Source organism: Comamonas sp. DB36 (assembly GCF_057914905.1).
The window spans coordinates 3,150,001-3,174,628 of the sequence record NZ_CP196631.1 but is presented as its reverse complement, the minus strand read 5'-3'; the positions used below and the strand labels follow the sequence as shown (position 1 = coordinate 3,174,628).

The following is a 24,628-nucleotide window of genomic DNA, read 5'->3' as shown; positions in this document are numbered from 1 at the left end:
CAGACAGGGGCACGATGAACAACTTTATACATTTCGGCAATCCCGCACTGTTCGAAATTGCTGCGCGGTGGACGCCAGACATAGAACCTAGGGAGAGGCTGCCGCAGGACGGAGGATGGTCGACGGGCGATCTGCGAATTACCGTAGGCCATCAGGTGCTGACTGCGCGCCGTCATAACTGCTCTGATCACCCTTACATTGCTTGGTATTTGGCACCTTTGGTTGACTGGCTGTTGGCTCAGTGGACACCGATGCTCCATGAGGAAGCTTATGCTTGGCCGGAGATGAGTGGTGCGCCAGCGGCTTGGGCAGTCTTCACGGCACAGGGACGGAGCATCGCCTCACCTGATGAGATAGAGCAAGAGCAATATCGCTCAGTACAAGGTTGGTGGATGCGGCACGCCTTACGTGCTGCTGACTCAAGTGCATTGTTTCCGGATGTATGCTTTCGTCGCTTGGGCGATGATATTGAAATTTCCTGGGCCGGCAGGCAGCCTGTACACGCGCCAGAAGGTTTCACATTAACATCCCCTCCCGGATACGCATTGTTCGACGTTGCTGCGGTTGCAGGGCCTCTCTGGTCCTTCCTGGAGTGGGCTCTTAAGACTGCGCCAGCCATTACTAAAATGGATTGCAAGGCCATAGAAGGCATGAAGATTCGCTTCGATAAATTGAAACGAACTCCAATAAAAAGTCTGGAGCTAGGATATCTAAGTGATAAAGTTCAAGAGTTGCTAGATTTTGCTAGAAATACGGTCGATTTGCAAAATCCGAGTGTCCGTGTTGCGGGTCTCCCTGCTATTGCTAAGTTAGATCCAGCGGTGCTTATGTTTGGTGGGCTCAGTCCAAGTATCGGGAAAAAGGATGCGGTAAGGCTGATAGAGTTTTTGGCGAAATTTCAGAACGGTGTGGAGGGAGAGAGTCTGAGTAATCTCGTTGAAGATCGCGGTTGGGTAAATGTGCTTTCTCCTTATGAAGATGGCTACTATCTTGCCGAAGAAGTTCGAGAGGAGCTTGGAATTCCGTTTGGAGAGCGTGATGTTAATATGCATTTAATCGCTAAACAATTAGGAATAACGGTCGAGGAGGTGAAGCTCGAGACAGATTCAGTACGTGGGGTGGCTGTAGCGGGACCAGGTTTTTCTCCTGCTATTCTGGTAAATACATCGAATGTATTCAATAAAACCTCTTTGGGGCGTAAGTTCACGCTAGCGCATGAGCTTTGTCATATATTGTTTGACCGGACAAGAGCAAAAAGGCTATCTCACGTGAGCGGTCCATGGACCGCGCCTCGCACAGAGAAGCGCGCGAATGCCTTTGCTATCATGTTCTTGGCTTCTCGTGCCGCCACTCGAGAGGTATTTCAAGAGTACGGTAAAAAAAGAACTAAAGAAGCAGCCCAAGTATTGCAGCTTGGTCACTCAGCATTCGTAGAGCATCTTCATAATTTAGGTCTGATAGACGAATCTGAGCGCGAACAACTGAGAGTAAAATCGGATGTGGCGTAAATGTGCGTCGTTTGTTTTTCGTGAGTAAAAGTGATGGTGGTTACTTACCTGGCTGCCAGAGTCATTAGCGTAGCTAGGTACGGCTGTGCGAGTCCTGCAAGAAGGCTACCTGAAGCCCCTTCTGCTACCGTTTTGATGCTTCGTGCCGTGGACTTGATGATCTCCCACTTTGGTTTTGGCGATGTAGCCTGGGCCTTGAGCGTCGCCAGTTCTGCACGCAGTTCGTCAGCTGTATCCCCTTGGGCATGTTCAAGCGCTTCTCCTAATCCCTGAATCAGTCCTTGCAGTGCTTCAATATCAGTGCCAGTGGTATTGGCCTGCATCTGGGCTGACCCGTTGGAACCAATCTGGATCTGTGATCCCGAGACGTCGCCGAAGTGGTAGTGTTGTTGCAGTACAGCCTGCTTCTCCTGTGGAGTGAAGGACATGCCTTCACCAATAATTTGGCGCCCTTCAAGGTCAAGTGCCCAGTTAAGGACGCGGCTTCGAACCTTTTCCAGAATGCCGTGCATCTGCACTGTTGATAGACTGATGACAGGGCGCATGGGCATTGCCATACATTTCATTAAATCGTGCTCGATCTGGGGAGTAAAGCTTGCATAGAGGCCTGTGGTGCTTTTCGCCAACTCAACCAGTTCCGGTACACCTTGCCTGATCTCTGCTCGGTTGAATCGTTCGGTCGCAGCGGCTGAAGGCATCGTCAACGGGATAGGTCCATTGATCGGATTAATCACCTTCAGTTGCCCGCGTAGCTGCCGGTAGTCAGGCACCTTCCCCGTGTAGCCGTTTAGCTCGGAATTGATCCAATCCACAATTTCAGGCACGGCGAGGCGGCGCGCCACGACAAGGGCGCGGCGCAGCAGGTCAGCGGTGGATACGGCTGGAGTGCTTGCCATATCTACTAGCTCAGGCACAAGTGCAGTCATCTTCGCTCTTAAGTGTTGCCTGCATGGGCGGATCAAACGATGCGCTGATGTTGTCCTTTGTTGCACCCGTTGCAGATATTCAATTATCCTGTGTAATCAGTTAGAGGCAAGCTCCCGCGCTTAATTAGCGTAGCCCGGATGACGTTGGATCTGAAGCGGTTTTGAACTGCTGGTGGGGAATGAGTGATGGATTGTTGTTCTATCCCTAAATCTGCCCCAAATTGAACCAATTCCAGCATGCTTTAGCCAGCCTCTTCAGAGGAGAGCCATTCCTCAAACATGCTAGAATATGCTCTGTTAAGGCGACGCCCCCCCCCCCCCCCCCAAGATTTGAGTAGTAGATGCACGTGGAGTCCATGGACTGCCACCCGTATCTCAGGACACCAAGTCACCCTTGGTTTCGGGAACTTCTCAACTGCCTGAACTCGCGAGGCGAGCGGTGTTTCAAGGCACTGTGGGGATGGTGTTCGTTGTAATGCTCGAAGGCGAGCCCCAGGTTTGCAATGGCCGTGCGCGCATCTGGTTTGGGCATGAAGGCGATGTAATCGCGCTTCATGGTCTTCACAAACGATTCCGCCATTCCGTTGCTTTGCGGCGAGCATACCGGTGTGGTCAGGGGCTGCAGGCCGATGTCCTGCGCAAAGGCCCGCGTGTGCCGGGCGACGTAAGGCGCTCCGTTATCGGTCAACCACTCGATGGGACTCTTGGGCAGTGATTGCCCGAACCGGTGCTCCACGGCTGCCAGCATGACGTCGCGCACGATGGCGCCTGTTTGCGCTGCGGTGGTCGCGACCCAACTCATCGCTTCGCGGTCACAGCAGTCCAGCGCGAACGTAGCGCGCACCGGCTCGCCGTTATCGCACCTGAACTCAAAGCCATCAGAGCACCACCGCCGGTTGCTTGAATCGACGGCCACGCGGCCTTCATGGCGGCGCTGCGGACGTGGCTGCACTGGCTTGCTTGCCAAGAGCAAGCCATGCGTACGCATAACTCGGTGGACTCGCTTCAGGTTGATCGCTGGGGCTTGGCGCGCTTCGCGCTGACGACGCAGTACGCCCCAGGCACGTCGGTAGCCGTAGCTCGGCAGATGAGCAACTGCCTCGCGCAGCTCGCCGACCAATTCTTCATCGTTCGTGCGACGTGCCGAGCGGCCATCACGCCAATCTGCAGGCCGAGCCCGTCGTGCCGTTGCTCCCGAGCGCGCTACGCCGAGGACTTCGCAGACCGGCTTCAACGGTCGTCCTCCGGCAACAAGGGCGAGCGCGCAATCCAATTTTTTGCTCGGCCGTACTCCACCGCTTCCTTCAAGATCTCGTTCTCGAGGGTCTTCTTGCCCAGCACTCGCTGCAAGGCCTTGATCTCCTGGAGCGCCTTCGCAAGCTCCGATGCAGGAACCACTGCCTCGCCTGCGGACACGGCCGACAGGGCTCCGGCCTGGTGCAGCTTTCGCCACTGGAACAGCTGATTCGGGTTCACTTCGTGGCGCCGGGCAACCATGGAAACAGAGTTACCTGGCTCATAGCTTTCGCGGACCATCTGCAGCTTGTCTTGCAGAGACCAGCGCCTGCGCCGCTCTGGCCCAACCACTTCCGATGCACTCTCAGACTTCATGTTGGTCATAAATACAGTCATATGCCTACCTCTTATCTTAGGTGGGTGACTGTGTCCTGAGATTCAGGGGGCCGTTCCAGTCCAATCCAAACGACAGGAGATTGGACGTGAAAAAGCGATTTAGCGAAGAGCAGATCATTGGCTTCCTGAGGGAAGCTGAATCAGGGCTACCGGTGGCAGAGTTGTGCCGCAGACATGGCTTCTCGGAAGCCAGCTACTACCTGTGGCGCAGCAAGTTTGGCGGCATAGGTCTCGGACGCCAAACGACTCAAGGAGCTGGAAACCGAGAATGCTCGGCTCAAGCGCCTGCTGGCCGACGCCATGTTGGAGAACGAGGTCACGAAAGAGGCCTTGCGAAAAAAGTGGTGAGCGCATCCGCAAGGCGGGAGCTGGTGCGCCACATGAACGGCCAAGGGCTAAGCGAACGACGAGCACTGCGCGTCGTTGGCATGAGCCCCAGCGCCTACCGCTATCAGCCAGTGACGGATCGCAACTGCGTCCTCAGGGAGAAGATCATCGCCTTGGCGCAACGTCATCGACGTTACGGCGCGGGCATGATCTATCTGAAGCTGCGCCAGGCCGGCGAGGTGATCAACCACAAGCGGGTCGATCGCCTTTATGCCCAGGCGGGCTTGCAAGTGAAAAAGCGCAAGCGCAAAAAAATCCCGCTGGCCGAGCGGCACCCGTTGGAGCGCCCGACTGCGGCCAACCAGGTGTGGTCCATGGACTTCGTGTTCGACCGCACGGCCGAAGGGCGCAGTATCAAGAACTTGACCGTGATTGATGACGCTACGCACGAGGCGGTAGCCATCGTGCCGGAGCGTGCACTGAGTGGCAACCAACTGGTGCGTATCTTGGAGCAGTTGGCCAGTACGCGGGGGCTGCCCAAGGCGATCAGAACCGACAACGGCTAGGAGTTCTGCGGCCACGCGATGGTGAGTTGGGCGCATGCACGGGGTGTGCAACTGTTCCTGATCGAACCAGGCAAGCCCAACCAGAACGCCTACATCGAATCATTCAACGGAAGGTTCCGCGATGAATGCCTGAACGAGCATTGGTTCACCAGCCTGGCGCACGCCCGGGTGATCGTAGAAGCCTGGCGCCGGGAATACAACGAGGAGCGTCCCAAGAAGGTACTTGGCGGATTGACCCCAGCGGCCTATGCCCAGAGGCTGATCCAAAACCAGTTAAATTAACCCCGGACTCCAAAGCCAAGCGCTACTGAAAATGGGGGGACGTCGAAGGGTTCGAATCCCTCCGTTTCCGCCAGGACTTAAAGCCCCAAGTGAGCAATCGCTTGGGGCTTTTTCCTTTGCCGCGGATCTTCGGTCCCTCTGGCAAAAACGTGCCGATGTCGCCACCTTTCGCTGGGATAAGGAACAATGGCCGCTCAAACCACGCTGTCCGTACGACAGCGCTTGGTATCCAGGAGCTTGCAGCCATGCGCGCCAACGACATATCCCCGGTCAGCACCCTATCTGCTGGGACTCCCGGTAGCCTGGAGGCCTGGCAGGCGCTCGGCAGCTTGGATTCCCTGTACATCCGCGCAGGCAAGGAGCCCGCACCGCGGCCGGTGACAACGGTCCAGGCGATTGCGGATTTCGGGCTTGCGGGAGACCGGCATGCGTCGCCGCTATCGCCGAGGCAGTTGCTGCTCGCGGGAAGTCCCGCGTATCAACGCTGGGGCCTGCCTTGCGCGGCGCTCAGAGAGAATCTGCGGGTTGATTTCTCCACGAGCCAACTCGCTTCAGGTGATCTGCTGCGCATCGGCAGCGAGGTCGTGCTCTGGATCACCTTTGTCTGCGAGCCCTGCAACCTGCTGGAACGGCGCTGCCCTGGCACGCTCAGAACGATTGGCGCCGACCGCGGGATTCTGGCGCGCGTGCTGCGTGGCGGCGAGCTGCGCCAGGGCGACGTGATTGGCGTGAGGCGCGCCGCCGCGCCCCTGTTCAGCGACGATTGGCAGCAGCGTGTGCTGCATGTGGCGCGTGCCGTGCCCGAGGGCTTCTGGCTCAGCCATCGCCAGCTCGCGCAGATGGCCGGTGTTCACACAGCTTACTGCCGGGCATTTCCGCGCGTGCTGGCGCGCCTGCCTGCGGACATGGCGCGCCGGGTAGGAAGTGGTGCGGGCATGGGCGCGGCACTTCCCTGGTCCGGCGCCGGGCTGTTCGATGCCGGCGTCAGCGTGTAGCTTGTGGCTCGCCGTGAAAATGCAGGGGCAGTTCGCTGTGCAAAGTTTAGTAACGCGGGCTGTCGTACTACCGATCCGTCCACAGGAGCAACGATGAAAGAAGCAATCTGGCTGGCCCTTGCTGCCGCCATGGCAACCAGCGCAGTGGCGCGTGACAATGCAGCCGACGCGGTGAACAGCGGCGTCATCCGCATGGCTGCGAGCCTCAATGAGATGGCGCTGGCCTGTGGCCACAAGAGTGCCGCGAATGTCGAGGCCGGCCGCATTCAGCAGCGTGCCGCGGCCATCAAGGACATGGCGGTCGCGCCAGCGGAGTACGACCGCATGTACGCTACCTACAAGACCGAGTTCACGCAGAAGTGGAAGAGCATGCCCCCAGCGCAGCAGCAGCAGGCTTGCGCGCAGATGCCGCGGCCTTGAACGGCACGCACGCGCAACAAAAAGCCACCCGGAGGTGGCTTGCGTTTGTCGTGGTTCAGTTGACGGGCAGGATGCGCACGCTGGCCTGGCTGCTCGCATCCGCGGCCGCGACCGCCACGAACAGGCGACGGTTCGCTGCGTCGTAGGAGACGCCCATCATCTTCGGCCAGCCGCTCGCCAGCACGCTGGTTTCGCCCTTGGCGTCGATGCGGAACAGCCGGCCGCCGCTGCCGCCGAAGAACAGGCTGCCATCGGGTGCGGCGGTCATCAGATCGATGCCGTCCAGCGTGGTGAACGTGGCCAGCAGCTTGCCCTGGGCCAGCGTCGCAGGCTGCTTGCGCACCTGGCTGAGCGAGTACGACAGGATGCTGCCGGTGTTCTGATCGTTCACGAACAATTGGTCGCCCGCCACAGCCAGCCCCACGGGCTTGCCCAGGCCGGTGATGATTTCGCGCTCGACAGCCTTGTCGCCGCTCACGCTCAGTTCGCTCACCGCGCCGCTGGCGCCCTTGATGAACCAGCCGTCAATCAGACCGCCATCCGGCGTGGTGGTGATGCCTATGCGCCGGCGCAGCGCGTCGGTGCCCGACAGGTTGACGGCCTTGCCGTCCTTGGCCACGGCGATCACCGCGCCGTCCGTGCCGAAGCCGAAGCGCGTGGTGTAGAACGTGCCGTCTGTCGTGCGCGTGAGCTGGCCCAGCGTCGCGCCGCTGGTGGGGGCGGGCGTGAGTGCCGCGAACACCGGGAAGTTCTTGTCGCCATCCCATGAACGGATGTTGTTGGCGCTGTCGTCCGTGGCATACAGGCGCGATTCGTCAGGGTCCCAGTACACGCCGTTGAGCTTGGCATTGAGGCTGATGGTCGTCGGGCCGCGATCGATGTCGTCATCGCTGCCACCGCAGGCCGAAAGCGAAAGCGCCAGCAACGCGCTGGCCGCGCCCAGCACAAACAGGCGGCGCAGGCCGCTGGCGATTCGATGGGAGCCGGTGCCGAAATTCATATGCATGTGCTTCTCTCTGACTTTTGCTGGGCTGTCGCAGGGGAGGAAAGCGCTATTATATAAATGAATAGCGCTATGCCGGAACCACCCCCGATCCCCTGTATGAGACCCACTATCCAGAAGAAGAAATCAATGGCCGCGGCGGCGCTCTGGTCCGCCTGCGCACTGCTGGCGGCCTGCGGCGGTGGCTCCTCGTCCGACGCTTCCAGCAACCCGCCGCAGACGCCGCCCGTGGCCCAAGCCTGGCAATGGAATCTGCCCGCCGGCTTTTCCGCGCCGGTGGTTCCCGCCGACAACCCCATGAGCCAGGCCAAGGTGGAACTGGGCCGCGCGCTGTTCCATGACCCGCGCATCTCCGGCAATGGCACGCAGTCGTGCGCCAGCTGTCATGCGCAGGCCAGCGCGTTCACCGACAACCGCGCGCTTTCGCGCGGCGCCACCGGCGAGGTCCATCCGCGCAATGCGCAGCCGCTGGCCAACGTGGCCTTCAGCACCACGCTCAACTGGGCCAACCCGAACGAGCGCACGCTCGAGCAGCAGATGCGCACGCCTATCTTCGGCACCAACCCGGTCGAGCTGGGCGTGAACGAGGGCAATCGCCTGGAAGTGCTGGCGCGCTTTCAGGCCGATGCAAGCTATGTGAAGGGTTTCAAGGCCGTCTTCGCCGACGAGGCCGATCCCATCAACTGGGACAACATCATCAAGGCCATCGCGGCGTTCGAGCGCACGCTGATTTCCGCCGACAGCCGCTACGACCAGTCCGTGGCCGGCAAGATCACGCTGACGGCGCAGGAAATGCGCGGCCAGAAGCTGTTCTTCAGCGACCAGGCCAAGTGCCTGCAATGCCATGGCAGTCCCAACTTCAACGACCAGTTCAGCACGGCTGCCAGCGTACAGCGCGATCCGCGGTTTCACAACACGGGACTGTTCAACATGGGCGGTATGGGTGCCTATCCAGAGCCCAACCGCGGCGTCTTCGAGATCACGCAGCTGGCGCAGGACATGGGCAGGTTCCGCGCCGCCAGCCTGCGCAACATAGAACTCACCGCACCCTACATGCACGACGGCAGCATGGCCACGCTCGAGGCGCTGCTCGACTTCTATGCGGCCGGCGGGCGCGAGGTGGGCAACGGGCTGTATGCGGGCGACGGCCGGCTCAACCCCTACAAGGACGCGCGCATCTCGCAGATCACGCTTTCCGATGCCGACAAGGCCGATCTGGTGGCGTTTCTGCGCACGCTGACCGACAGCGGGTTCGTGAACAACGCGTCGTTCTCGGCACCCGGCCCATGACACAGCGGGCCGGCAACGGCTGCCCAAGCCCTTGCGGCCGGGCGCGCACGCCGTTCACGCCGTCGCCGGCGCAAAGGGCGGCGGATCGAAAGCCGTGATCGGCGGCAAGCGTGCTTCCCAGCGCTCTATCTGCACGCTTGTGGTCTGCGCCGCGCAGCCCTGGCCCAGGCGCGAGCTGCCTATGTCGGGCGTGACCACATTGGCATTGCCATGCTTGTCGAGGCTGTGGGGCGTATGCGCATCCAGCGGGTCGTACCAGGCACCGGTGGCGATCTGGGCCACGCCCGAAAGAATGCCGTCGCTCAGCCGTGCGCCGGCAAGAAACGCGCCGCGCCGATTGAACACCCGCACTACGTCGCCATCGGCAATGCCGCGCGCGGCGGCGTCGGCGCGGTTGAGCGTGATGGGCTCGCGGCCGGCGATCTTGGAGGCGCGGCTGACGGCGCCATGGTCGTACTGGCTGTGCAGCCGTGTCGCGGGCTGGACCGACAGCAGGTGGATGGGGCTGTTGCTGTCCATCTCCGGCGCGAACCAGGTCGCATGGCCGGGGCAGTCGTCATAGCCGAAGCCGGCAATGGTCTCGCTGTAGAGTTCGATGCGGCCCGAAGGCGTGGGCAGCGGGTGGGCAATGGGATCGGCGCGAAAGCGCTCGAGCAGCACCACCGGGCGCTGCGGCGCGGGCAGGTCGAAGTGGCCGGCCTGCCAGAAGTCGTCGAAAGCGGGCAGGGCAATGCCTTGCGCCTGCGCGCGCGGGCGCGAACTCTCATACAAATGGCGCAGCCACTGGCCGGTGTCGCGGCCTTCGGTATAGGCCTGGGCGAAGTCCAGTCGCTGGGCCAGCGCCGTGAAGATGGCGTAGTCATCGCGCGCTTCGCCCACGGGCGCTATGGCCGCCTGCATCGCCACCATGAAGCGCTCGTTGCTGGCGCTGCCGATGTCGTCGCGTTCGAGCGCAGTCGTTGCGGGCAGCACGATGTCGGAGTGCCGCGCCTGGGCTGTCCAGTACTGCTCGTGGGTGATGATGGTTTCGGGCCGCTGCCAGGCATCAATCGTGCGGTTCAGGTCCTGGTGGTGGTGAAACACGTTGCCGCCGGCCCAGTACACCAGGCGCACATCGGGATAGCGGTGCTGGCCGCCGTTGTACTCGAAGGGCGCGCCGGGCTGCAGCAGCATGTCGGCAATGCGCGCCACGGGAATGAACTGCGCCACGGCGTTGTGTCCCTGCGGCAGGCGCGCGCCCGAGAAACTGGTCTGGCCGCTGCCGATGTAGTTCATGCAGCCGTAGCCCAGGCCGAAGCCGCCGCCGGGCAGGCCGATCTGGCCCAGCAGCGCGGCAAGGGTCACGGCCATCCAGAAGGTCTGTTCGCCGTGGCGCGCGCGCTGCAGCGAGTAGACGACGTTGATCAGCGTGCGCTGAGCGGCCATGCGGCGCGCCAGCGAGACGATGTCTTCGGCCGCGATGCCGCAACGCTCGGCCGCCCAGCGCGGCGTCTTGGGCTGGCCGTCGGCGTGGCCCAGGATGTAATCGCGCACCTGCTCGAAGCCCGTGGTATGGCTGGCAAGAAAGGCGCGGTCGTGCAGGTTCTCCGCTAGGAGTACATGGGCCAGGCCCAGCATCAGCGCCACGTCGGTGCCGGGGCGCACCGCCAGCCATTGGGCCTGGGGCACTTCTGCCATGTCATCGCGCACCGGGCTGATGTTGACGAAGCGCGTGCGGCCGGCCGCGGCCATGCGCCGCAGCGCCGGGCGCACGCCGTGTGCGCTGGCACCGCCGGGGCTGACCTGGGTGTTGCGCGCGGGCAGGCCGCCAAACGAGACGAACAGTTCGCAGCGCTGCTCCAGTACCTCCCAGGACGTGTGCTGCTGCAGCAGGTTGTCCATGGCGTCGACGATGTGCGGCAGCAGCACCCGGCCCGCGCCCAGGCTGTAGCTGTCCTTGCTGTAGACATATCCGCCGAAGCCGTTGAGAAAGCGGTGCAGCTGGCTTTGCGCGTGGTGAAAGCGCCCGGCGCTGGACCAGCCGTAGCTGCCGCCGAAGATCGCGCCATTGCCATGCGCGTCGCGCACCCGCCGCAGTTCGGCCGCCACCAGATCGAGCGCCTCGTCCCAGGGCACTTCGACAAAGGCTTCGCGCCCGCGCTGCGCGCCGCTGTCGTGGCGCGTGGCCGGGTGCAGAAAACCGCGGCGCACCGCGGGCCGGCGCACGCGCGTGGGGGAGTCGATGGCGCCGGGAATCGACTGGCCTATGGGCGAAGGATCGGTGTCCCAGGGCGCGGGCTCCATGCCGGTGAGCCTGCCGTCGCGGACTACAGGCCGGTAGTTGCCCCAGTGGGTCGAGGTGTACGCCATGTTCAGGCGGCCACGGGCTCGGGCCGGGTCAGCGCCTGGGCGCGTACCAGCGGCAGCAGGTCACGGCCATAGCCGATGGCGTCCTCGACGGGATCGAAGCCGCGGATCAGGAAAGTGCTGATGCCCAGGTCGCGGTAGTCGAGCAGCGCATCGGCCACCTGTTCGGGCGTGCCGACCAGCGCGGTCGAATTGCCCTGGGCGCCGAGCAGGCCGGCAATGCCGGTCCACAGGCGCTTGTCAAGGCGCGCGCCCCGGGCCGCGGCGTCAAGCAGGCGCTGCGAGCCCACGTTGCCGGGCGCGGGCTTGTCGAGCTTTCCCTTGCGTGCGGCAATCTCGCGTGCCTGCTCCAATATGGTCTCGGCGCGCGCCCAGGCCGCGGCCTCGGTGCTGGCGAGAATGGGGCGCAGCGAAAGGCTGAAGCGCACGCTGCGGCCGTGGCGCGCGGCGGCGGCGCGCACGCGGGCCACGGTCTCGCGCACCTGTTCATGGGTTTCGCCCCAGAGCGCATAGACGTCGGCATGCTTGCCCGCGACCTCGATGGCGGCGTCGGACGAACCGCCGAAGTACACCGGCAGATGCGGCTTCTGCGGCGAGCGCACATCGGAGAACGCCTTCTCGTAGCGGTAGAAGCGGCCATGGTGATCGAACGGCTGCTCGCTGGTCCAGGCCTTGCGCACGATCTCCAGGTACTCGTCGCTGCGCGCGTAGCGCTCCTCCTTGTCGATGAAGCTGCCGTCCTGGCGCATCTCGAATTCGTTGCCGCCGGTGATGATGTGCACCGCGCAGCGCCCGCGCGTGACGATGTCCAGTGTCGCGAGCTGGCGCGCGGCCAGCGTGGGCTGGGTGAAGCCGGGCCGGTGGGCGACCATGAAGCCCAGGCGCCGGGTCACCGAAGCGGCATGCTGGGCGACCAGGATGCTCTCGGGCGAGGTGGAATGAAAGGCAATCAGCGCGCGGTCGAAGCCGCCGTCCTCGTGGATGCGCGCGGTGTGCTCGACATGCGCCAGGTCCAGGCCGGAGCGCGGGGCATCGATGATTTCCGAGCTGAGCTGGGTGCCGATGTAGCCAATGAATTCAAGGGACATGCTGGAGGTCTCCGGGTTGGAAGAAAGTCAGGGGGCGCACGCATCGCGCGCCATGCGAAATACCTGGTCCATGCGCCAGTGCTGGTTGGGGTGGCTGGCGGCGAATTCGCCCCAGCCCGAGTCGCGCCGGAACTGGCCGAGCAGGCCCGCGGCGCGCACCTGTTCGGCATCCAGCGGCGTGGGGCCCGTGCAGTCGGGAGCGACAAACAGCGCGTCGGCGCCGCAGTACAGCTCGCACATGTAGCAGGTCTGGCAGTCATCCTGGCGGGCAATGTGCGGGCGGCCGTCGGCGCCGGCGTCAAAGACATTGGCCGGGCAGGCGGTGATGCAAGTGCCGCAGGCGGTGCAGGCATCGGCAAGAACAAGTTCGATCATGGGTGGCTGGCCAGTGGCTGGCCAGTGGCTGGTCCTGTGTCGTGGGAGGGGCCGCAGGGGTCTGCATGTCGGGGCTCACCCATGCGCGTTCCAGGCCGCCGACCTGCAGGCGGCGTGCCTGCCGCGCATCGCTGGCCGGCAGGTCTTCGCGCTGGTGCATGCCGCGGCTTTCCTGGCGCTGCAGCGCGGCGGCAACCGACCAGCGTGCGCTGGCCGTGAGCGCCGCGGCTTCGCGCAGGCGCAGCGCATCGCTGGCTGCATGGCCGTGGTCGCGCAGCTCGGTCCAGGCCGACTCCAGCGCCTGCGCGCTGGCGCGCAGCACGGCGCCGGTACGGAACAGATTGCGCTCGTAGGGATGCATCTGCGCCTGCACGGTGGCAATGGCCTGGCGGGCATCGACAGCGCGCGCGTTCTTTGCGGGCCGCAGCCCGGCCTGGCCCAGCGGCTGCAGCGCCGAGGCCGAGGGGCCGCGCCGCAGCGCGAAATCCGCGGCCGCGCGCGCCGCCCAGTGCGCCGACGACAGCGCCCAGGCCGAGTTCTGCGCGCCGCCGCCCGAGATGGCGCCGGTCACGAGTTCGCGCGTCGCGGCGTCGCCCGCCGCATACAGGCCCGGCACGCCGACGCCGCAGTCGGCACCGGTCACGCGCAGTCCGCCCGTGCCGCGTATCGTGCCGTCGGTGTGCAGCGTGACTTCAAAGCGATCGCGCCAGGGGTCGATGCCCCAGCGGTCGAACGGCAGCATCACATTGGGCGAGATCGTGGGCAGCCATTGCCGCACCTGTTCGGGCATGCGGTCGAAGCGGCAGAACACCGGTCCCTGCAGCAGCGCCCGCGCCAGCGCGCGGCTGTTGTCGGGGCCCGCGGGAATGTCCAACGCCCGGCCGCCGGCATCGGTGTAGCTCGCATAGGCGTACGGCATGGTGCGCGTCATGTTGGAGCGCAGCGGCGCGACGGTGTAGGCGGCCGTGAACTCCATGCCCGACAGCGTGGCGCCGGCTTCGGCACCCATCAGGTAGCCGTCGCCGGTGTTGTTGTGCGCGCCCAGCAGGTGGGAGCGGAAGCTGGTGCCGCCCGTGGCCAGCACCACCGCGCCGGCGCGAATCTGCCAGGGCGCGTTGCCGCGCTGGCGCTGCAGGCCGCGCGCGCCCGCGATCGCGCCGTCGCTGGCGCGCAGCAGTTCCAGCGCTGGCCAGTGGTCGAGCACGCGCACGCCGAGATCCAGCGCCAGGCGGCGCAGCGCGGCCAGGTATTCGGGGCCGCGCAGGCCGCGGTATTGCAGCGCGCCGGCTTCGTCGCGTGGAAAGTCATAGTGGCTGGCGAGCGTGGGCAGAACGCGCCAGGTGAGATCGATCACCGCCGCCATCCACTGTGCATCGCCCAGACCCGCGGCAGCGAGACTGCGCGCGGCAATCGCCTGCGGCCTGGCATCGGGCGCGACCCACCAGTGGCCCGGGCCGGCGGTTGCCGTGACGCCGCTGGTGCCGCAGTAGCCCTTGTCCACCAGGATCACGGCCGCGCCGGCGCGCGCGGCCGCAATGGCCGCCCAGGCTCCGGCCATGCCGCCGCCTATCACCAGCACGTCGGTCTGCAGCGCGATGCGGTCTTCAGGCATGCACGGCCTCGGCAATGTCTGCCGTGGCCGCGGGCGCGGGCCGCACGCCCAGCCAGGCCAGCAGCTGGCCGCGCATGGCGTTGAAGTCCGTATGCTCGACGGCGCGCGGATGCGGCAGTTCGACCCGCAGTTCATGGCGAATCACGCCTTCGTCCATCACCAGCACCCGGTCGGCCAGCAGCAGGGCTTCCTCGACATCGTGGGTCACGAGCAGGATGGCGCAGCGGTGGCGCTGCCACAGCTCCTTGACCAGCTCCTGCGCCTTGGCGCGGGTCAGCGCGTCCAGCGCGCCAAACGGCTCGTCCAGCAGCATCAGGTCGGGCTCGCGCACCAGCGCCCGGGCCAGCGAGGCGCGCTGGGCTTCTCCGCCCGACAGCACCTTGGGCCAGACATCGGCGCGGTGGCTCAGGCCCACTTCCTCCAGCGCGGCCAGCGCGCGCTGCCGATCGGGCCGGCCGGGCAGGGCCAGCGCCACATTGCGCCATACGCGCTTCCACGGCATGAGGCGCGGCGCCTGGAATGCGACGGCGCGCCTGAGCGGGACTTCGACGCTGCCCGCGATGTCGTGGTCCAGGTCGGCCAGGATGCGCAGCAGCGTGCTCTTGCCGCAGCCCGAGCGGCCTATGAGGGCGACGAACTCGCCGGCGTGCAGGTCCAGGTCCAGGTTGTCGATCACGGCGCGTTCGCCAAAGCGCCGCGTCAGGCCGCGCACGCGCACGGCGGGGGTGGAGTTGCCCATGCCTTCAGCCTCCGCTGAACGCCGGCCGCCAGGCCAGCAGCAAACGCTCGAGCGCGCGCACCACCAGATCGACCACCAGGCCCAGCAGCGCATAGACCACCAGGCAGACGACAATCACATCGGTCTGGAACATCTCGCGCGCCGTGCTCATCAGATAGCCCACTCCGGCCGTCGCATTGATCTGCTCGCCGAACACCAGTGCCAGCCACGACACCGCCAGCGCATAGCGCAGGCCCACCAGCGCATTGGGCAGCGCGCCGGGCAGCACCACATGGATCACCATGGCCGTGGGCGACAGGTTCAGGGTGCGGCCGGCCTCGACCAGCGCCTGGTCCACGTTGCGAATGCCCGCATACACATTGAGGTACAGCGGAAACGCCGTGGCCAGCGCGATCAGCGCGACCTTGGGTTCCTCGCCAATGCCGAACCAGATGATCAGCAGCGGAATCAGCGCCACATTGGGCACGGTGCGCAGCATCTGCAGCACCGAGTCGATCAGGTCCTCGCCCAGCCGCGTGAGGCCCGACAGCACGGCCAGCACGATGCCTGCGCTGCCACCTATCGCCAGGCCCAGCAGCGTGCGCTGCAGCGAGATCAGGATGGCATCGGGCAGCTCGCCCGATGCCCACAGCGCGGCGGCCGAAGACAGCACGGTCTGCGGCCCGGCCAGCACTTCCGAAGGCAGCATTCCGCTCACCGACAGCGCATACCAGAGCGCGACCAGCAGCACCGGCCCGGTGGCGCGGCGCACGATGCGCGGCACGCCGCGGCGCAGCGTGGAACTCGGAGCGATGCGCTGCAGTTCGATGCCGCCGGCCGGTATGGGCCTTGGCAGCGGCGCGACCGCGTGATCGTGCACCGTGGCCGCGCGCGGCAGGCTCAGTTCCAGCGAAGTCATGCCACGCTGGCGATCGGCAGATCGCGGTAGACGTATTGATTGAAGTCTATGGGGCCGCGCAGCACGCCGGTGTCCAGCCAGACCGCGTGGGTGCGCTGCAGCCGCGCGACAAAGGTGTCGTCAACGGGCACGCGCCGATAGGCCGAGTTTTCTTCATGCAGCGAAGCCACCACCGACTTGTCCTGCTTGCTGAAGGCCGCATACCAGGCGATGTAGGCTTCGGGGTTGGCGCGCGCCCAGGCGTAGGCCTTGTCGGTCAGCTGGGCATAGTGCGCAATGGCCGCGCGCTTTCCCGGATCGGCGACCGCGCTGCGCGTGGCGCTGAGCACCGATTGCCCGCTGTTGATGCCCACGCCGTCGTGCAGCACGCGCGCGCCCAGCGCGCCCACGGTGCGCGCGCGAAAGATGCCCCAGATCGCCCAGGCATCGATGCTGCCCGCGCCAAAGGCCGCGCTGGCGTCGGTGGGCGACAGGAATGCCAGCTTGACCTCATCGAGCGCAATGCCGGCTTCCTTGAGCACCCCCACGGTCGTGAAATGCGCCACGCTGCCGCGCGTCGTCGGCGAAATGGTCTTGCCGCGCAGATCAGCCACCGATTTGATGTCGCTGTTCTTGCGCACCAGCAGCGAGGTACCCTTGCCGCCGTTGGTCCAGCTCGCTACCGCCAATATGCGCGATCCGCCCGCAATCGCGCTGACGGTAGGCGAGTCGTTGGCGCTGCCGATGTCGGTGGCGTCGGCCTTGAGCGCCTCGTGCAGATTGACAGCGGCCGCGTAGTTGGACCATTCGATCCTGTAGGGCAGGCCGTCCAGCAGGCCGGCCGCGCGCAGCAGGCCTTGCGAGGCGCCGGTCTGGTCGCCGACGCGCAGCGTGACCTTGCGCAGATCGGGCGTGGCCTGGGCCAGCGAAGTCAGCGGCAGCGCTGCCGTCGCGGCCAAAGCCGCGCCGGCATGCAGGAGGTGGCGGCGGGAGGGATTGCAGTCGTTCATGGAAGTCTCCAGGTTCAGAGTCACAGGCGCGCGAGGTGGTCTTTGACCGCGACTTTTTGCGGCAGGATCTTGCGGTCCGAAAGCCAGTCGGCGGCCTTCTGGAATTTCTGCAGGAAAGCGGTGTCCTGCACGCCGTGGATCTCCCAGCGGCGCTGGTAGCTGGCCTGCTGGTCGCGCACCGCGTCGCTGTAGCCGGCTTCCTTTTGCGCCAGGGTCTCGGCCTCGAGCGCATGGGCTCCGGCCCATTGGGCTTCGGCGGCGTAGGCAGCGTTGACCGCGCGCACGATCTCGGCGTTCTCTTCGGAGAAGCGGCGCGTGGTGACAAAGGAGTTGAAGTCGATCAGAAAGTCGAGATCACGCCCTTCGAAGAACACGTCATGCGCCTTGTATTCGGCGCGTGCGATGTCGACGGCCGGGCTCCACATCGACCAGGCATCGATCTTTCCCTGGGCGAACGCCGGGCCGGCATCGGGCGGATTGAGGTAGACGAACTTCACCTTGCTGCGGTCTATGCCGTGCTTTTCCAGCGCCGCCACCAGCAGGAATTCGCCCAGGCCCGAGCGATTGACCGCAACCGACTTGCCGATCAGATCGCTGACCTTGTCTATGCCCGAGCCGTCCTTGGCAATGATGGCCGTGCTGCGCGGCTCGACCACGGCGAACTGGGTGAACACCAGCGGCGAGCCCGCAAGCATCGCGGCCAGCGCGGGCGTGGTGCTGCCGCCAAAACCAAAGTCGGCGCTGCCGCCGGTGACGGCCTGCAGCGAAGGCGCATGGTTGGGAAACGGGCCAATCCATTCGACCTTGATGCCGTCGCGCGCCAGCTGTTTCGCGAAATCGCCGCGCACCTTGGCCAGCAGCGGCAGGCCGCCGCGGCCCCAGCCCAGGCGCACGGTGTCGGTGTTGCGGCCGGGCTTGCGCCTGGCGCTCTGGGCATGGACGGGCAGTACGGCAGCGGCGCCGGCGCCGATCAGGGCGGCCTGTACCAGGCTGCGGCGGGATGAGGAAAAAGAAGCGTTGCGTGGCATGGTGGTCCAGGTGGAAGGGAACAGGAAATTCAGGCGCAGGCCAGCGCGTCTGAGGCCACGCCCAGCTCGCCCAGCAGGCGTTCGCGCAGGGCCACGGCATCGGGGTGGGCGCGGTGCGTGTTGGCCTGTGGCGGCACCGCGTACTCGCTGGCGATGGCGCCGGCGCGCATCACCAGCACCCGGTCGCCCAGCGCCACGGCTTCGTCCACGTCATGGGTCACGAGCAGCACGCCGGGCCGGTGGCGCGCGACCAGTTGCTTGACCAGCCCCTGCATGCGTATGCGCGTGAGCGCGTCCAGCGCGGCAAAGGGTTCGTCAAGCAGCAGCAGGCGCGGCTCGCGCACCAGCGCCCGGGCCAGCGCCACGCGCTGGGCCTGGCCGCCGGAGAGATTGCGCGGCCAGTCGTCAAGCCGGTCGCCCAGGCCGACTTCCGCCAGCGCGGCTTCGGCCAGCGGCCGGCCCGTGGCGTCATCGAGGCCCAGCGCCACGTTGCGCCACAGCGTGTCCCAGGGCAGCAGACGGTGCTCCTGGAACACCACGGCCGGCTGGCGCGGGCCGTCGATGCGGCCGCCGTCCACCGCGTCCAGCCCGGCCAGGGCGCGCAGCAGCGTGGTCTTGCCGCAGCCGCTTTCGCCCAGCAGCACGACAAACTCGCCGCGGCGGATGCGCAGGTCCAGGCCATCGATCACGGTGCGCTCGCCGTAGCGCCGGCGCAGGCCGTGCACATCGACGGCAATGTCGGCGCTGTTCATCGGCGGCCTCCCGCGGCGTAGTTGGCATGCCAGGCCAGCAGCCGGCGCTCGAGCAGGCGCGCCACGGCATCGGACAGCACCCCTATCCCCGCATAGATCAGTATGGTCAGCACGATCACGTCGGTGCGCAGGAACTCGCGCGCGTCCATTGCCAGGAAGCCTATGCCCGAACTGGTGGCAATGGTTTCGGCCACGACCAGCGCCAGCCAGGCCACGGCCAGCGCATAGCGCACCCCTGCCAGGATGGAGGGCAGAGCGCCCGGCAGCACGATGCGGCGTATCAGCTGGCCATTGCTCAGGCCGGTCACCTTGCCCAGCTCCAGCAGCTTGGGATCGACCTGGCGGATTCCCAGCACCGTGTTGATGTAGATCGGAAACATCACGCCCAGCGACACCAGGAAGATCTTGCCGCCTTCGTCCACGCCGAACCAGACGATCACCAGCGGCAGCACCGCCAGAAAGGGGACGGCGCGCACCATCTGTATGCTGCGGTCCAGCAGGGCTTCGGCGAGCCGGGAAAAGCCCACGGCCGTGCCCAGCGCAAAGCCTAGGCTCCCGCCAATCACGAAGCCGGTGGCGGCGCGCAGCAGGCTGGTGAACAGGTCGCTGATCAGCCGGCCCTGCTGTATCAGGTCCCAGGCCGTGGCCGCGATCTTGCTGGGCGCGGGCAGCACCTGGGGCGAAACCTGGCCGGCGCGCGCCGCGAGTTCCCAAATGAGCACCAGCAGGGCGGGCGCCAGCCACGAGATGGCGAGCAGCGCTGCGGCACTCAGCCGCCGTGGCGACGGCCGGGCGCGCTCTGCATGATGGGCGGCGGCACCCGCAGGAACTGCAGGAGAGAACGGCAAGGAAGACATGGACTCTTTCCGATGGGCAAGAGCCTGCAGACTAGAGTCAAGTCATCCGAAATCGAAATAATTAAATCGTTCTAATATAGAAAAAATACATGTTTTAGGGGCGCGCCCCTGGTGCGCTGGCCGCAGGCGCGCGCCGCGGCTTGCCTGGCGCTAGCTTGTTCGGTCCAGCCGCTCGGGCATTCCTTCGTCGTCTATCGAATAGGCCCGTCGGTCGCTGCCCACCTGTTTTGCGCGGTCGGCCAGGCGGGTGTAGAAGTCGGCGACTTCGCGCAGATCCCGTTCGTCGAGATCTTCGATGCCTATCATGCGATTGCTGGCGTGGCGGTTGGCAGCCAGCAATTCGTTGAGCTTGAGGTGCACGGCCACGCTGTCCTTGTTCTGGCTTTGCTGGATCAGAAACACCATCAGGAAGGTCACGATGGTGGTCAGCGTGTTGATGACCAACTGCCAGTTCTCGGAGTAGTTGAATGCGGGCCCCATCAGCGCCCAGACCAGCACCACGCCCAGCGCCAGGCAGAACATGGTGGGCGAGCCGGCCCAGCGCGTGACGCGCGAGGCGAAATGGTCAAAAGCGGTCTGCAGGCCGGAGTGGGTCGCGTACGAGGGGCTGTTGGTCGACGGCATGGAGCCCAGGGCGTCGGTACCGTCAGGGGTGTCGAGTTTTTGTTCCGGCATAAGGCCTCTTCCTTGCGTCATGGGATATGCGGCCCCGGCCCTGCGGTGCAGGCGGGCAGCGATGGGCGATGCGCAGCACCGCGCTGTCTCTCTAGGAGGCGAGCGCCCATTTTGAAGCCGGTCCCCTGGCCATCAGGTCAGGAAGTCTGCCTACTGCGGGGAGGCCTAAGTCCTACATCGCCGCCACGCGCAGTTGACCACAGTGGCTGGGTTGGCAGCGAAGCGTCTTTTGCGTGCGACTTTTTTCTTTCTTCATTTGCCGGAGATGCCTATGTTTCAGTTGGAAGGCCCGTGGTGGGAGCTGCCGCTGCGCGCCAGCGTGGTGTACCTTGCGCTGCTGGTTCTGGTGCGGCTTTCAGGGCGGCGCACGGTGGGCCAGTTCACGCCGTTCGATCTGCTGGTCGTGATGCTGCTGAGCGAGTCGGTGTCCAGCGGCCTTGCGGGCAACGAAACCTCGGTGGGCGGCGGCCTGCTGTCCGCGGCAACGCTGATTGCGCTCAACGTTCTGGTGGCCGCGATCTCGGCGCGCAGCGCGCGCGTGCAGCAGTGGGTCGAGGGGCGGCCGGTGCTGATAGGGCGCGATGGCGTGATCTTCGAGGACGTGCTCAAGAAGCACCATGTGCCGCTGTGCGATCTGGAGCGTTCCCTGCGCGAGGCCGACTGCGATCGCCAGGATCTGAAATTCGCTTTCCTCGAAGCCGACGGCCAGATCAGCATCCTGCAGCGCTCGGGGGAGTCGAGCGCGCCTATTGACCGATGAGCTAGATGCCGCCAACACTAGGGGTTGCAGGGGCGGGTGCGGCTTTCGCCGTCGACCTTCCCTGCGTTGTTCCACCAAAGGAAACCCCATGCAGTATTCAGTGCCCTCCATCACCGCCGCTGTCGCCCTTTTGGCGCTGGCCGCGATCAGCCCGGTGCGCGCGGCGCAGCCCGAACCGCTGGACGCCGCGGCCAGCGATCCGGCACGGCTAGGCTGGATGGTGGGCGCGCCGCCGCCGCCGGACAAGCAGCTGCGCTTCGACGACGGCAGCTACTTCCAGTTTCCGGCAATGCGCTGGAGCGTGGCGCACTTCCGCGAGCTCATGCCCACGATGAACATCTCGCGCGGCACAGGCGCGCCCGTGGCGCTGCCGCGCGCGCTGCGCAAGGACATCGACGGCCTGCGCTTTGTGCCGCTGGGCAGCCAGGCGCCCATGACCTGGGCCGAATCGCTTGCCGCCAACTACACCGACGGCATCGTGGTGCTGCACCATGGCCGCATCGTCTACGAGCGCTATTTCGGCGCGCTGGACGAGCGCGGCCAGCACGCGGCGATGTCGGTCACCAAATCCGTCACCGGCACGCTGGGCGCGATGCTGGTCGCCGAGGGCAAGCTCGACGCCGACAAGCGCGTGGCCGACTATGTGCCCGAACTGGCGTCGTCGGCCTTTGGCAATGCCAGCGTGCGCCAGGTGCTCGACATGACCACCGGGCTGCAGTACAGCGAGGACTATGCCGACCCGAACGCCGAAGTCTGGGCGTTCTCACAGGCTGGCAACCCGCTGCCCAAGCCCAAGGACTACCAGGGCCCGCGCAGCTATTACGAATACCTGCAGACCGTCAAGCCGCAAGGCGAGCATGGCGCCGCCTTTGCCTACAAGACCGTGAACTCCGATGTGATGGGCTGGATCATTGCGCGCGCCACCGGGCGCAACGTCGCCGAGCTGCTGTCGGAGCGCATCTGGAGCCGCATGGGCGCGGAGCAGGACGCCTACATCACGGTGGATTCCACGGGCACGCCTTTTGCCGGTGGCGGCCTCAACACCGGCCTGCGCGACCTGGCGCGCTTTGGCGAGCTGCTGCGCAACAACGGCCGCTTCCAGGGCCAGCAGATCATTCCCAAGGCCGTGGTGGAGGACATCCGCCGCGGCGGGGATCGCGCGGCGTTTGCCAAGGCCGGCTACGCGCTGCTGCCCGGCTGGAGCTATCGCAACATGTGGTGGGTCACCCACCAGGACGACGGCGCGTTCATGGCGCGCGGCGTGCACGGCCAGCGCATCTACGTGAACCCGCAGGCGGCGGTGGTCATCGTGCGCTATGCATCGCACCCCGTGGCCAGCAACTCGGCAAACGATCCGACGACGCTGCCGGCGTTTGACGCGCTGGCAAGGCATCTGGGCAAGACGCCGCGCTGACGCCTGCGCGCCAGCTGCGGCCTGGCGCAACGGGTGCTGCCGGGTAAGATGGCGCGGCGCAGTGTTCGGGCGCGGGCTTTGGCCCGGGCGCAACTTCGCACTGCTCCCGCAAGAAGATGGAAGACAAGGCGCACGCCGGCAATCGGGCAGGTGATGCGTTGAGAAAAGCCAACTTGAGAGGACGACCGATGCTGATAGGTGTACCCAGCGAGACGGTAGCGGGTGAAGCCCGCGTTGCCGTGACCCCGGAGACAGTCAAGAAACTCATGGCCCTAGGGCATCTGCTGCGCGTCGAGTCGGGGGCCGGTCTGGCCGCCAGCGTGACCGACGAAGCCTATGCCGCCGCCGGAGCCGAGATCAGCGATGCCGCCGGCGCCTGGCAGGCCGACCTGCTGCTCAAGGTGCGCGGCCCCAGCGCAGCGGAAGTGCCCTGGCTGCGCGCCGGCAGCACCATCGTCGGCATGCTCAATCCGTTTGACCAGCCCGGCCTGCAGCGGCTCGCCGCGGCCGGCGTGACCGCCTATGCGCTGGAAGCCGCGCCGCGCACCACGCGCGCGCAGAGCATGGATGTGCTGTCGTCACAGGCCAACATCGCGGGCTACAAGGCGGTGATGATCGCGGCCAATGCCTACCAGCGTTTCTTTCCCATGTTGATGACCGCCGCCGGCACCGTCAAGGCCGCGCGCGTGGTCGTGCTGGGCGTGGGCGTTGCCGGGCTGCAGGCGATTGCCACGGCCAAGCGTCTGGGCGCGGTGATCGAAGCCTCGGACGTGCGTCCCAGCGTCAAGGAGCAGGTCGAATCGCTGGGCGCCAAGTTCATTGAAGTGCCCTACGAGACCGCCGAGGAAAAGGAAGCCGCAGAAGGTGTGGGCGGCTATGCGCGGCCCATGCCCGCGAGCTGGCTGGAGCGCCAGAAAGTCGAAGTCGCCAAGCGCGTTGCCCAGGCCGACGTGGTGATCACCACCGCGCTGATTCCCGGACGCGCGGCGCCGGTGCTGGTCTCCGAGGAAATGGTGCAGTCGATGAAGCCCGGCTCGGTGATTGTCGATCTGGCAGCGGCGCAGGGCGGCAACTGCCCGCTGACCGAAGCCGACCAGACCGTGCTCAGGCATGGCGTGCTGCTGATAGGCGAGACCAATCTGCCGGCGCTGGTCGCGGCCGATGCCTCGGCGCTGTATGCGCGTAACGTGCTCGACTTCCTCAAGCTCATCCTGACGCCCGAAGGACTGCGCGTCGACCTCGAGGACGACATCGTTGCCGCCTGCCTGATGGCGCATCAGGGCCAGCTGCGGCGCAGCGCCTGATCGCCGCTCTTTATCCTTTCTGCACCCTCTTCGCTGACCTGGAGGTCCCATGGACGCTGTCTCCCCGACGCTGATCAATCTCATCATCTTTGTGCTGGCCATCTATGTGGGTTACCACGTGGTCTGGACCGTCACACCCGCGCTGCACACGCCGCTCATGGCGGTCACGAATGCGATCTCCGCCATCGTCATCGTCGGTGCCATGCTGGCTGCCGCGCTGACCGAAACCACGCTGGGCAAGAGCATGGGCGTGCTCGCGGTGGCCCTGGCCGCCGTGAATGTGTTTGGCGGCTTTCTCGTCACCCGGCGCATGCTGGAGATGTTCAAGAAGAAGGAACGCAAGCCCGCCGCTGCGAGCGCAGAGAAGAACGAAGGGGGCGCCCAATGAGCATGAACCTCGTCACGCTGCTGTATCTGGTGGCCAGCGTCTGCTTCATCCAGGCGCTCAAGGGGCTGTCGCATCCGACGACATCGATTCGCGGCAATGTGTTCGGCATGACCGGCATGCTGATTGCCGTGCTGACCACTGCTGCCTTGATCGTGCAGCTGGCCGGCGGCGCGGTGCTGGGCCTGGGCTGGGTGCTGCTCGGTCTGCTGGTGGGCGGCACGGCCGGCACGCTGATGGCCCAACGCGTGGAAATGACCAAGATGCCCGAGCTGGTGGCCTTCATGCACAGCATGATCGGCCTGGCCGCAGTGTTCATTGGCGTCGCCGCCGTTGCCGAGCCCTGGGCCTTCGGTATCACGGCTGCGCCCGTGGCCGCAGTGCTCGGTGCCAACACTCCCGCAGGGTCGGTGGTGTTCGAAGGCATGGTGGTGCCGGCCATTCCCTATGGCAACCG

At 65.4% G+C, this 24,628-nt stretch carries 23 protein-coding genes and 1 pseudogene (1 of these 24 cut by a window edge); 10 read left to right on the top strand and 14 right to left on the bottom strand.

Annotation, left to right across the window (positions count from 1 at the left end; genetic code table 11):
* Window positions 1–14: 14 nt before the first annotated feature.
* Window positions 15–1,508 (top strand): ImmA/IrrE family metallo-endopeptidase, encoded by a 1,494-nt coding sequence (locus ACSVDO_RS14920; protein WP_489593113.1) that lies wholly within the window; start codon window positions 15–17, stop codon window positions 1,506–1,508.
* Window positions 1,509–1,552: 44 nt separating this feature from the next.
* On the opposite strand, the gene ACSVDO_RS14915 is transcribed toward ACSVDO_RS14920, so the two are convergent.
* Window positions 1,553–2,434: an AbiTii domain-containing protein gene (locus tag ACSVDO_RS14915; protein ID WP_489593111.1), complete on the bottom strand. Its 882-nt coding sequence runs from the start codon at window positions 2,432–2,434 to the stop codon at window positions 1,553–1,555.
* A 388-nt stretch (window positions 2,435–2,822) separates the two neighbouring features.
* A protein-coding gene (locus tag ACSVDO_RS14910; RefSeq protein WP_489593109.1) for an IS3 family transposase occupies window positions 2,823–4,066 on the bottom strand; the annotation gives its coding sequence in 2 pieces (ribosomal slippage) (window positions 2,823–3,715 and window positions 3,715–4,066; 1,245 coding nt in all).
* A gap of 86 nt (window positions 4,067–4,152) precedes the next feature.
* On the opposite strand from ACSVDO_RS14910, the pseudogene ACSVDO_RS14905 reads away from it, so the two are divergent.
* The 3 genes and pseudogenes from ACSVDO_RS14905 to ACSVDO_RS14895 all read left to right on the top strand — a co-directional run bounded on the left by ACSVDO_RS14905 (window position 4,153) and on the right by ACSVDO_RS14895 (window position 6,656).
* Window positions 4,153–5,241: pseudogene (locus tag ACSVDO_RS14905) on the top strand (IS3 family transposase).
* A gap of 245 nt (window positions 5,242–5,486) precedes the next feature.
* Window positions 5,487–6,236: an MOSC domain-containing protein gene (locus tag ACSVDO_RS14900; protein ID WP_489593108.1), complete on the top strand. Its 750-nt coding sequence runs from the start codon at window positions 5,487–5,489 to the stop codon at window positions 6,234–6,236.
* A 93-nt stretch (window positions 6,237–6,329) separates the two neighbouring features.
* A complete protein-coding gene (locus tag ACSVDO_RS14895; protein ID WP_332684755.1) occupies window positions 6,330–6,656 on the top strand; it encodes a hypothetical protein in 327 nt (108 codons plus the stop codon).
* Window positions 6,657–6,711: 55 nt separating this feature from the next.
* On the opposite strand, the gene ACSVDO_RS14890 is transcribed toward ACSVDO_RS14895, so the two are convergent.
* A complete protein-coding gene (locus tag ACSVDO_RS14890) occupies window positions 6,712–7,662 on the bottom strand; it encodes a hypothetical protein (protein WP_489593106.1) in 951 nt (316 codons plus the stop codon).
* Between the two features lie 96 nt (window positions 7,663–7,758).
* Between ACSVDO_RS14890 and ACSVDO_RS14885 the strand changes: the two genes are divergently transcribed.
* Window positions 7,759–8,949 carry an MbnH family di-heme enzyme gene (locus ACSVDO_RS14885; protein ID WP_489593104.1) on the top strand — a complete coding sequence of 397 codons (1,191 nt, stop codon included), beginning with the start codon at window positions 7,759–7,761 and terminating at the stop codon, window positions 8,947–8,949.
* Between the two features lie 54 nt (window positions 8,950–9,003).
* Here the strand turns inward: ACSVDO_RS14885 and ACSVDO_RS14880 are convergent, their stop codons facing one another.
* The 11 genes from ACSVDO_RS14880 to ACSVDO_RS14830 all read right to left on the bottom strand — a co-directional run bounded on the left by ACSVDO_RS14880 (window position 9,004) and on the right by ACSVDO_RS14830 (window position 20,308).
* On the bottom strand, window positions 9,004–11,298 hold the full coding sequence (locus tag ACSVDO_RS14880) for a molybdopterin guanine dinucleotide-containing S/N-oxide reductase (protein ID WP_489593103.1): 2,295 nt from the start codon (window positions 11,296–11,298) through the stop codon (window positions 9,004–9,006).
* A gap of 2 nt (window positions 11,299–11,300) precedes the next feature.
* Window positions 11,301–12,383 (bottom strand): LLM class flavin-dependent oxidoreductase, encoded by a 1,083-nt coding sequence (locus tag ACSVDO_RS14875; protein ID WP_489593101.1) that lies wholly within the window; start codon window positions 12,381–12,383, stop codon window positions 11,301–11,303.
* A 27-nt stretch (window positions 12,384–12,410) separates the two neighbouring features.
* Complete coding sequence (locus ACSVDO_RS14870) at window positions 12,411–12,758, bottom strand: ferredoxin family protein (protein ID WP_332539173.1); 348 nt, start codon at window positions 12,756–12,758, stop codon at window positions 12,411–12,413.
* A complete protein-coding gene (locus ACSVDO_RS14865; RefSeq protein ID WP_489593100.1) occupies window positions 12,682–14,370 on the bottom strand; it encodes an FAD-dependent oxidoreductase in 1,689 nt (562 codons plus the stop codon). The genes ACSVDO_RS14870 and ACSVDO_RS14865 overlap by 77 nt, the downstream gene beginning before the upstream one ends.
* Window positions 14,363–15,109, bottom strand: a complete 747-nt coding sequence (locus ACSVDO_RS14860) for an ABC transporter ATP-binding protein (protein WP_332539171.1) — start codon at window positions 15,107–15,109, stop codon at window positions 14,363–14,365. Before ACSVDO_RS14860 ends, ACSVDO_RS14865 begins: the two co-directional genes overlap by 8 nt.
* Window positions 15,110–15,113: 4 nt before the next feature.
* Window positions 15,114–16,007 (bottom strand): ABC transporter permease subunit, encoded by an 894-nt coding sequence (locus ACSVDO_RS14855; RefSeq protein ID WP_489593098.1) that lies wholly within the window; start codon window positions 16,005–16,007, stop codon window positions 15,114–15,116.
* Window positions 16,004–16,996: an ABC transporter substrate-binding protein gene (locus ACSVDO_RS14850; RefSeq protein ID WP_489593096.1), complete on the bottom strand. Its 993-nt coding sequence runs from the start codon at window positions 16,994–16,996 to the stop codon at window positions 16,004–16,006. The genes ACSVDO_RS14855 and ACSVDO_RS14850 overlap by 4 nt, the downstream gene beginning before the upstream one ends.
* A gap of 20 nt (window positions 16,997–17,016) precedes the next feature.
* Window positions 17,017–18,024 (bottom strand): NrtA/SsuA/CpmA family ABC transporter substrate-binding protein, encoded by a 1,008-nt coding sequence (locus tag ACSVDO_RS14845; protein WP_489593094.1) that lies wholly within the window; start codon window positions 18,022–18,024, stop codon window positions 17,017–17,019.
* Between the two features lie 29 nt (window positions 18,025–18,053).
* Window positions 18,054–18,776 (bottom strand): ABC transporter ATP-binding protein, encoded by a 723-nt coding sequence (locus ACSVDO_RS14840; protein ID WP_489593092.1) that lies wholly within the window; start codon window positions 18,774–18,776, stop codon window positions 18,054–18,056.
* On the bottom strand, window positions 18,773–19,633 hold the full coding sequence (locus ACSVDO_RS14835) for an ABC transporter permease subunit (RefSeq protein WP_332539165.1): 861 nt from the start codon (window positions 19,631–19,633) through the stop codon (window positions 18,773–18,775). Before ACSVDO_RS14835 ends, ACSVDO_RS14840 begins: the two co-directional genes overlap by 4 nt.
* Window positions 19,634–19,783: 150 nt before the next feature.
* Window positions 19,784–20,308, bottom strand: coding sequence for a low affinity iron permease family protein (locus ACSVDO_RS14830; protein ID WP_489593090.1), 525 nt, complete (start codon window positions 20,306–20,308; stop codon window positions 19,784–19,786).
* 271 nt (window positions 20,309–20,579) lie between these two features.
* On the opposite strand from ACSVDO_RS14830, the gene ACSVDO_RS14825 reads away from it, so the two are divergent.
* The 5 genes from ACSVDO_RS14825 to ACSVDO_RS14805 all read left to right on the top strand — a co-directional run.
* Window positions 20,580–21,068 carry a DUF421 domain-containing protein gene (locus tag ACSVDO_RS14825; RefSeq protein WP_332539163.1) on the top strand — a complete coding sequence of 163 codons (489 nt, stop codon included), beginning with the start codon at window positions 20,580–20,582 and terminating at the stop codon, window positions 21,066–21,068.
* Window positions 21,069–21,156: 88 nt separating this feature from the next.
* Window positions 21,157–22,482, top strand: coding sequence for a serine hydrolase domain-containing protein (locus ACSVDO_RS14820; RefSeq protein ID WP_489593089.1), 1,326 nt, complete (start codon window positions 21,157–21,159; stop codon window positions 22,480–22,482).
* 188 nt (window positions 22,483–22,670) lie between these two features.
* Window positions 22,671–23,786, top strand: a complete 1,116-nt coding sequence (locus ACSVDO_RS14815) for a Re/Si-specific NAD(P)(+) transhydrogenase subunit alpha (protein ID WP_489593087.1) — start codon at window positions 22,671–22,673, stop codon at window positions 23,784–23,786.
* A 49-nt stretch (window positions 23,787–23,835) separates the two neighbouring features.
* A complete protein-coding gene (locus ACSVDO_RS14810) occupies window positions 23,836–24,174 on the top strand; it encodes an NAD(P) transhydrogenase subunit alpha part 2 (RefSeq protein ID WP_489593085.1) in 339 nt (112 codons plus the stop codon).
* Window positions 24,171–24,628, top strand: the 5' portion of a protein-coding gene (locus ACSVDO_RS14805; protein WP_332683934.1) for an NAD(P)(+) transhydrogenase (Re/Si-specific) subunit beta. Its footprint extends 1,030 nt past the window's final position; the window shows 458 of its 1,488 coding nt (coding positions 1–458); the start codon lies at window positions 24,171–24,173; its stop codon lies off the right edge, out of view. Before ACSVDO_RS14810 ends, ACSVDO_RS14805 begins: the two co-directional genes overlap by 4 nt.

Bases quoted from the DNA above. Each gene is read 5' to 3' on its own strand.
- ACSVDO_RS14855 (WP_489593098.1), bottom strand. From the start codon at position 16,007: ATGACTTCGCTGGAACTGAGCCTGCCGCGCGCGGCCACGGTGCACGAT.
- ACSVDO_RS14840 (WP_489593092.1), bottom strand. From the start codon at position 18,776: ATGAACAGCGCCGACATTGCCGTCGATGTGCACGGCCTGCGCCGGCGC.
- ACSVDO_RS14880 (WP_489593103.1), bottom strand. From the start codon at position 11,298: ATGGCGTACACCTCGACCCACTGGGGCAACTACCGGCCTGTAGTCCGC.
- ACSVDO_RS14825 (WP_332539163.1), top strand. From the start codon at position 20,580: ATGTTTCAGTTGGAAGGCCCGTGGTGGGAGCTGCCGCTGCGCGCCAGC.
- ACSVDO_RS14850 (WP_489593096.1), bottom strand. From the start codon at position 16,996: ATGAACGACTGCAATCCCTCCCGCCGCCACCTCCTGCATGCCGGCGCG.
- ACSVDO_RS14890 (WP_489593106.1), bottom strand. From the start codon at position 7,662: ATGCATATGAATTTCGGCACCGGCTCCCATCGAATCGCCAGCGGCCTG.
- ACSVDO_RS14920 (WP_489593113.1), top strand. From the start codon at position 15: ATGAACAACTTTATACATTTCGGCAATCCCGCACTGTTCGAAATTGCT.
- ACSVDO_RS14830 (WP_489593090.1), bottom strand. From the start codon at position 20,308: ATGCCGGAACAAAAACTCGACACCCCTGACGGTACCGACGCCCTGGGC.
- ACSVDO_RS14875 (WP_489593101.1), bottom strand. From the start codon at position 12,383: ATGTCCCTTGAATTCATTGGCTACATCGGCACCCAGCTCAGCTCGGAA.
- ACSVDO_RS14835 (WP_332539165.1), bottom strand. From the start codon at position 19,633: ATGTCTTCCTTGCCGTTCTCTCCTGCAGTTCCTGCGGGTGCCGCCGCC.
- ACSVDO_RS14915 (WP_489593111.1), bottom strand. From the start codon at position 2,434: ATGACTGCACTTGTGCCTGAGCTAGTAGATATGGCAAGCACTCCAGCC.
- ACSVDO_RS14900 (WP_489593108.1), top strand. From the start codon at position 5,487: ATGCGCGCCAACGACATATCCCCGGTCAGCACCCTATCTGCTGGGACT.
- ACSVDO_RS14885 (WP_489593104.1), top strand. From the start codon at position 7,759: ATGAGACCCACTATCCAGAAGAAGAAATCAATGGCCGCGGCGGCGCTC.
- ACSVDO_RS14820 (WP_489593089.1), top strand. From the start codon at position 21,157: ATGCAGTATTCAGTGCCCTCCATCACCGCCGCTGTCGCCCTTTTGGCG.
- ACSVDO_RS14845 (WP_489593094.1), bottom strand. From the start codon at position 18,024: ATGCCACGCAACGCTTCTTTTTCCTCATCCCGCCGCAGCCTGGTACAG.
- ACSVDO_RS14860 (WP_332539171.1), bottom strand. From the start codon at position 15,109: ATGGGCAACTCCACCCCCGCCGTGCGCGTGCGCGGCCTGACGCGGCGC.
- ACSVDO_RS14815 (WP_489593087.1), top strand. From the start codon at position 22,671: ATGCTGATAGGTGTACCCAGCGAGACGGTAGCGGGTGAAGCCCGCGTT.
- ACSVDO_RS14810 (WP_489593085.1), top strand. From the start codon at position 23,836: ATGGACGCTGTCTCCCCGACGCTGATCAATCTCATCATCTTTGTGCTG.
- ACSVDO_RS14895 (WP_332684755.1), top strand. From the start codon at position 6,330: ATGAAAGAAGCAATCTGGCTGGCCCTTGCTGCCGCCATGGCAACCAGC.
- ACSVDO_RS14865 (WP_489593100.1), bottom strand. From the start codon at position 14,370: ATGCCTGAAGACCGCATCGCGCTGCAGACCGACGTGCTGGTGATAGGC.
- ACSVDO_RS14870 (WP_332539173.1), bottom strand. From the start codon at position 12,758: ATGATCGAACTTGTTCTTGCCGATGCCTGCACCGCCTGCGGCACTTGC.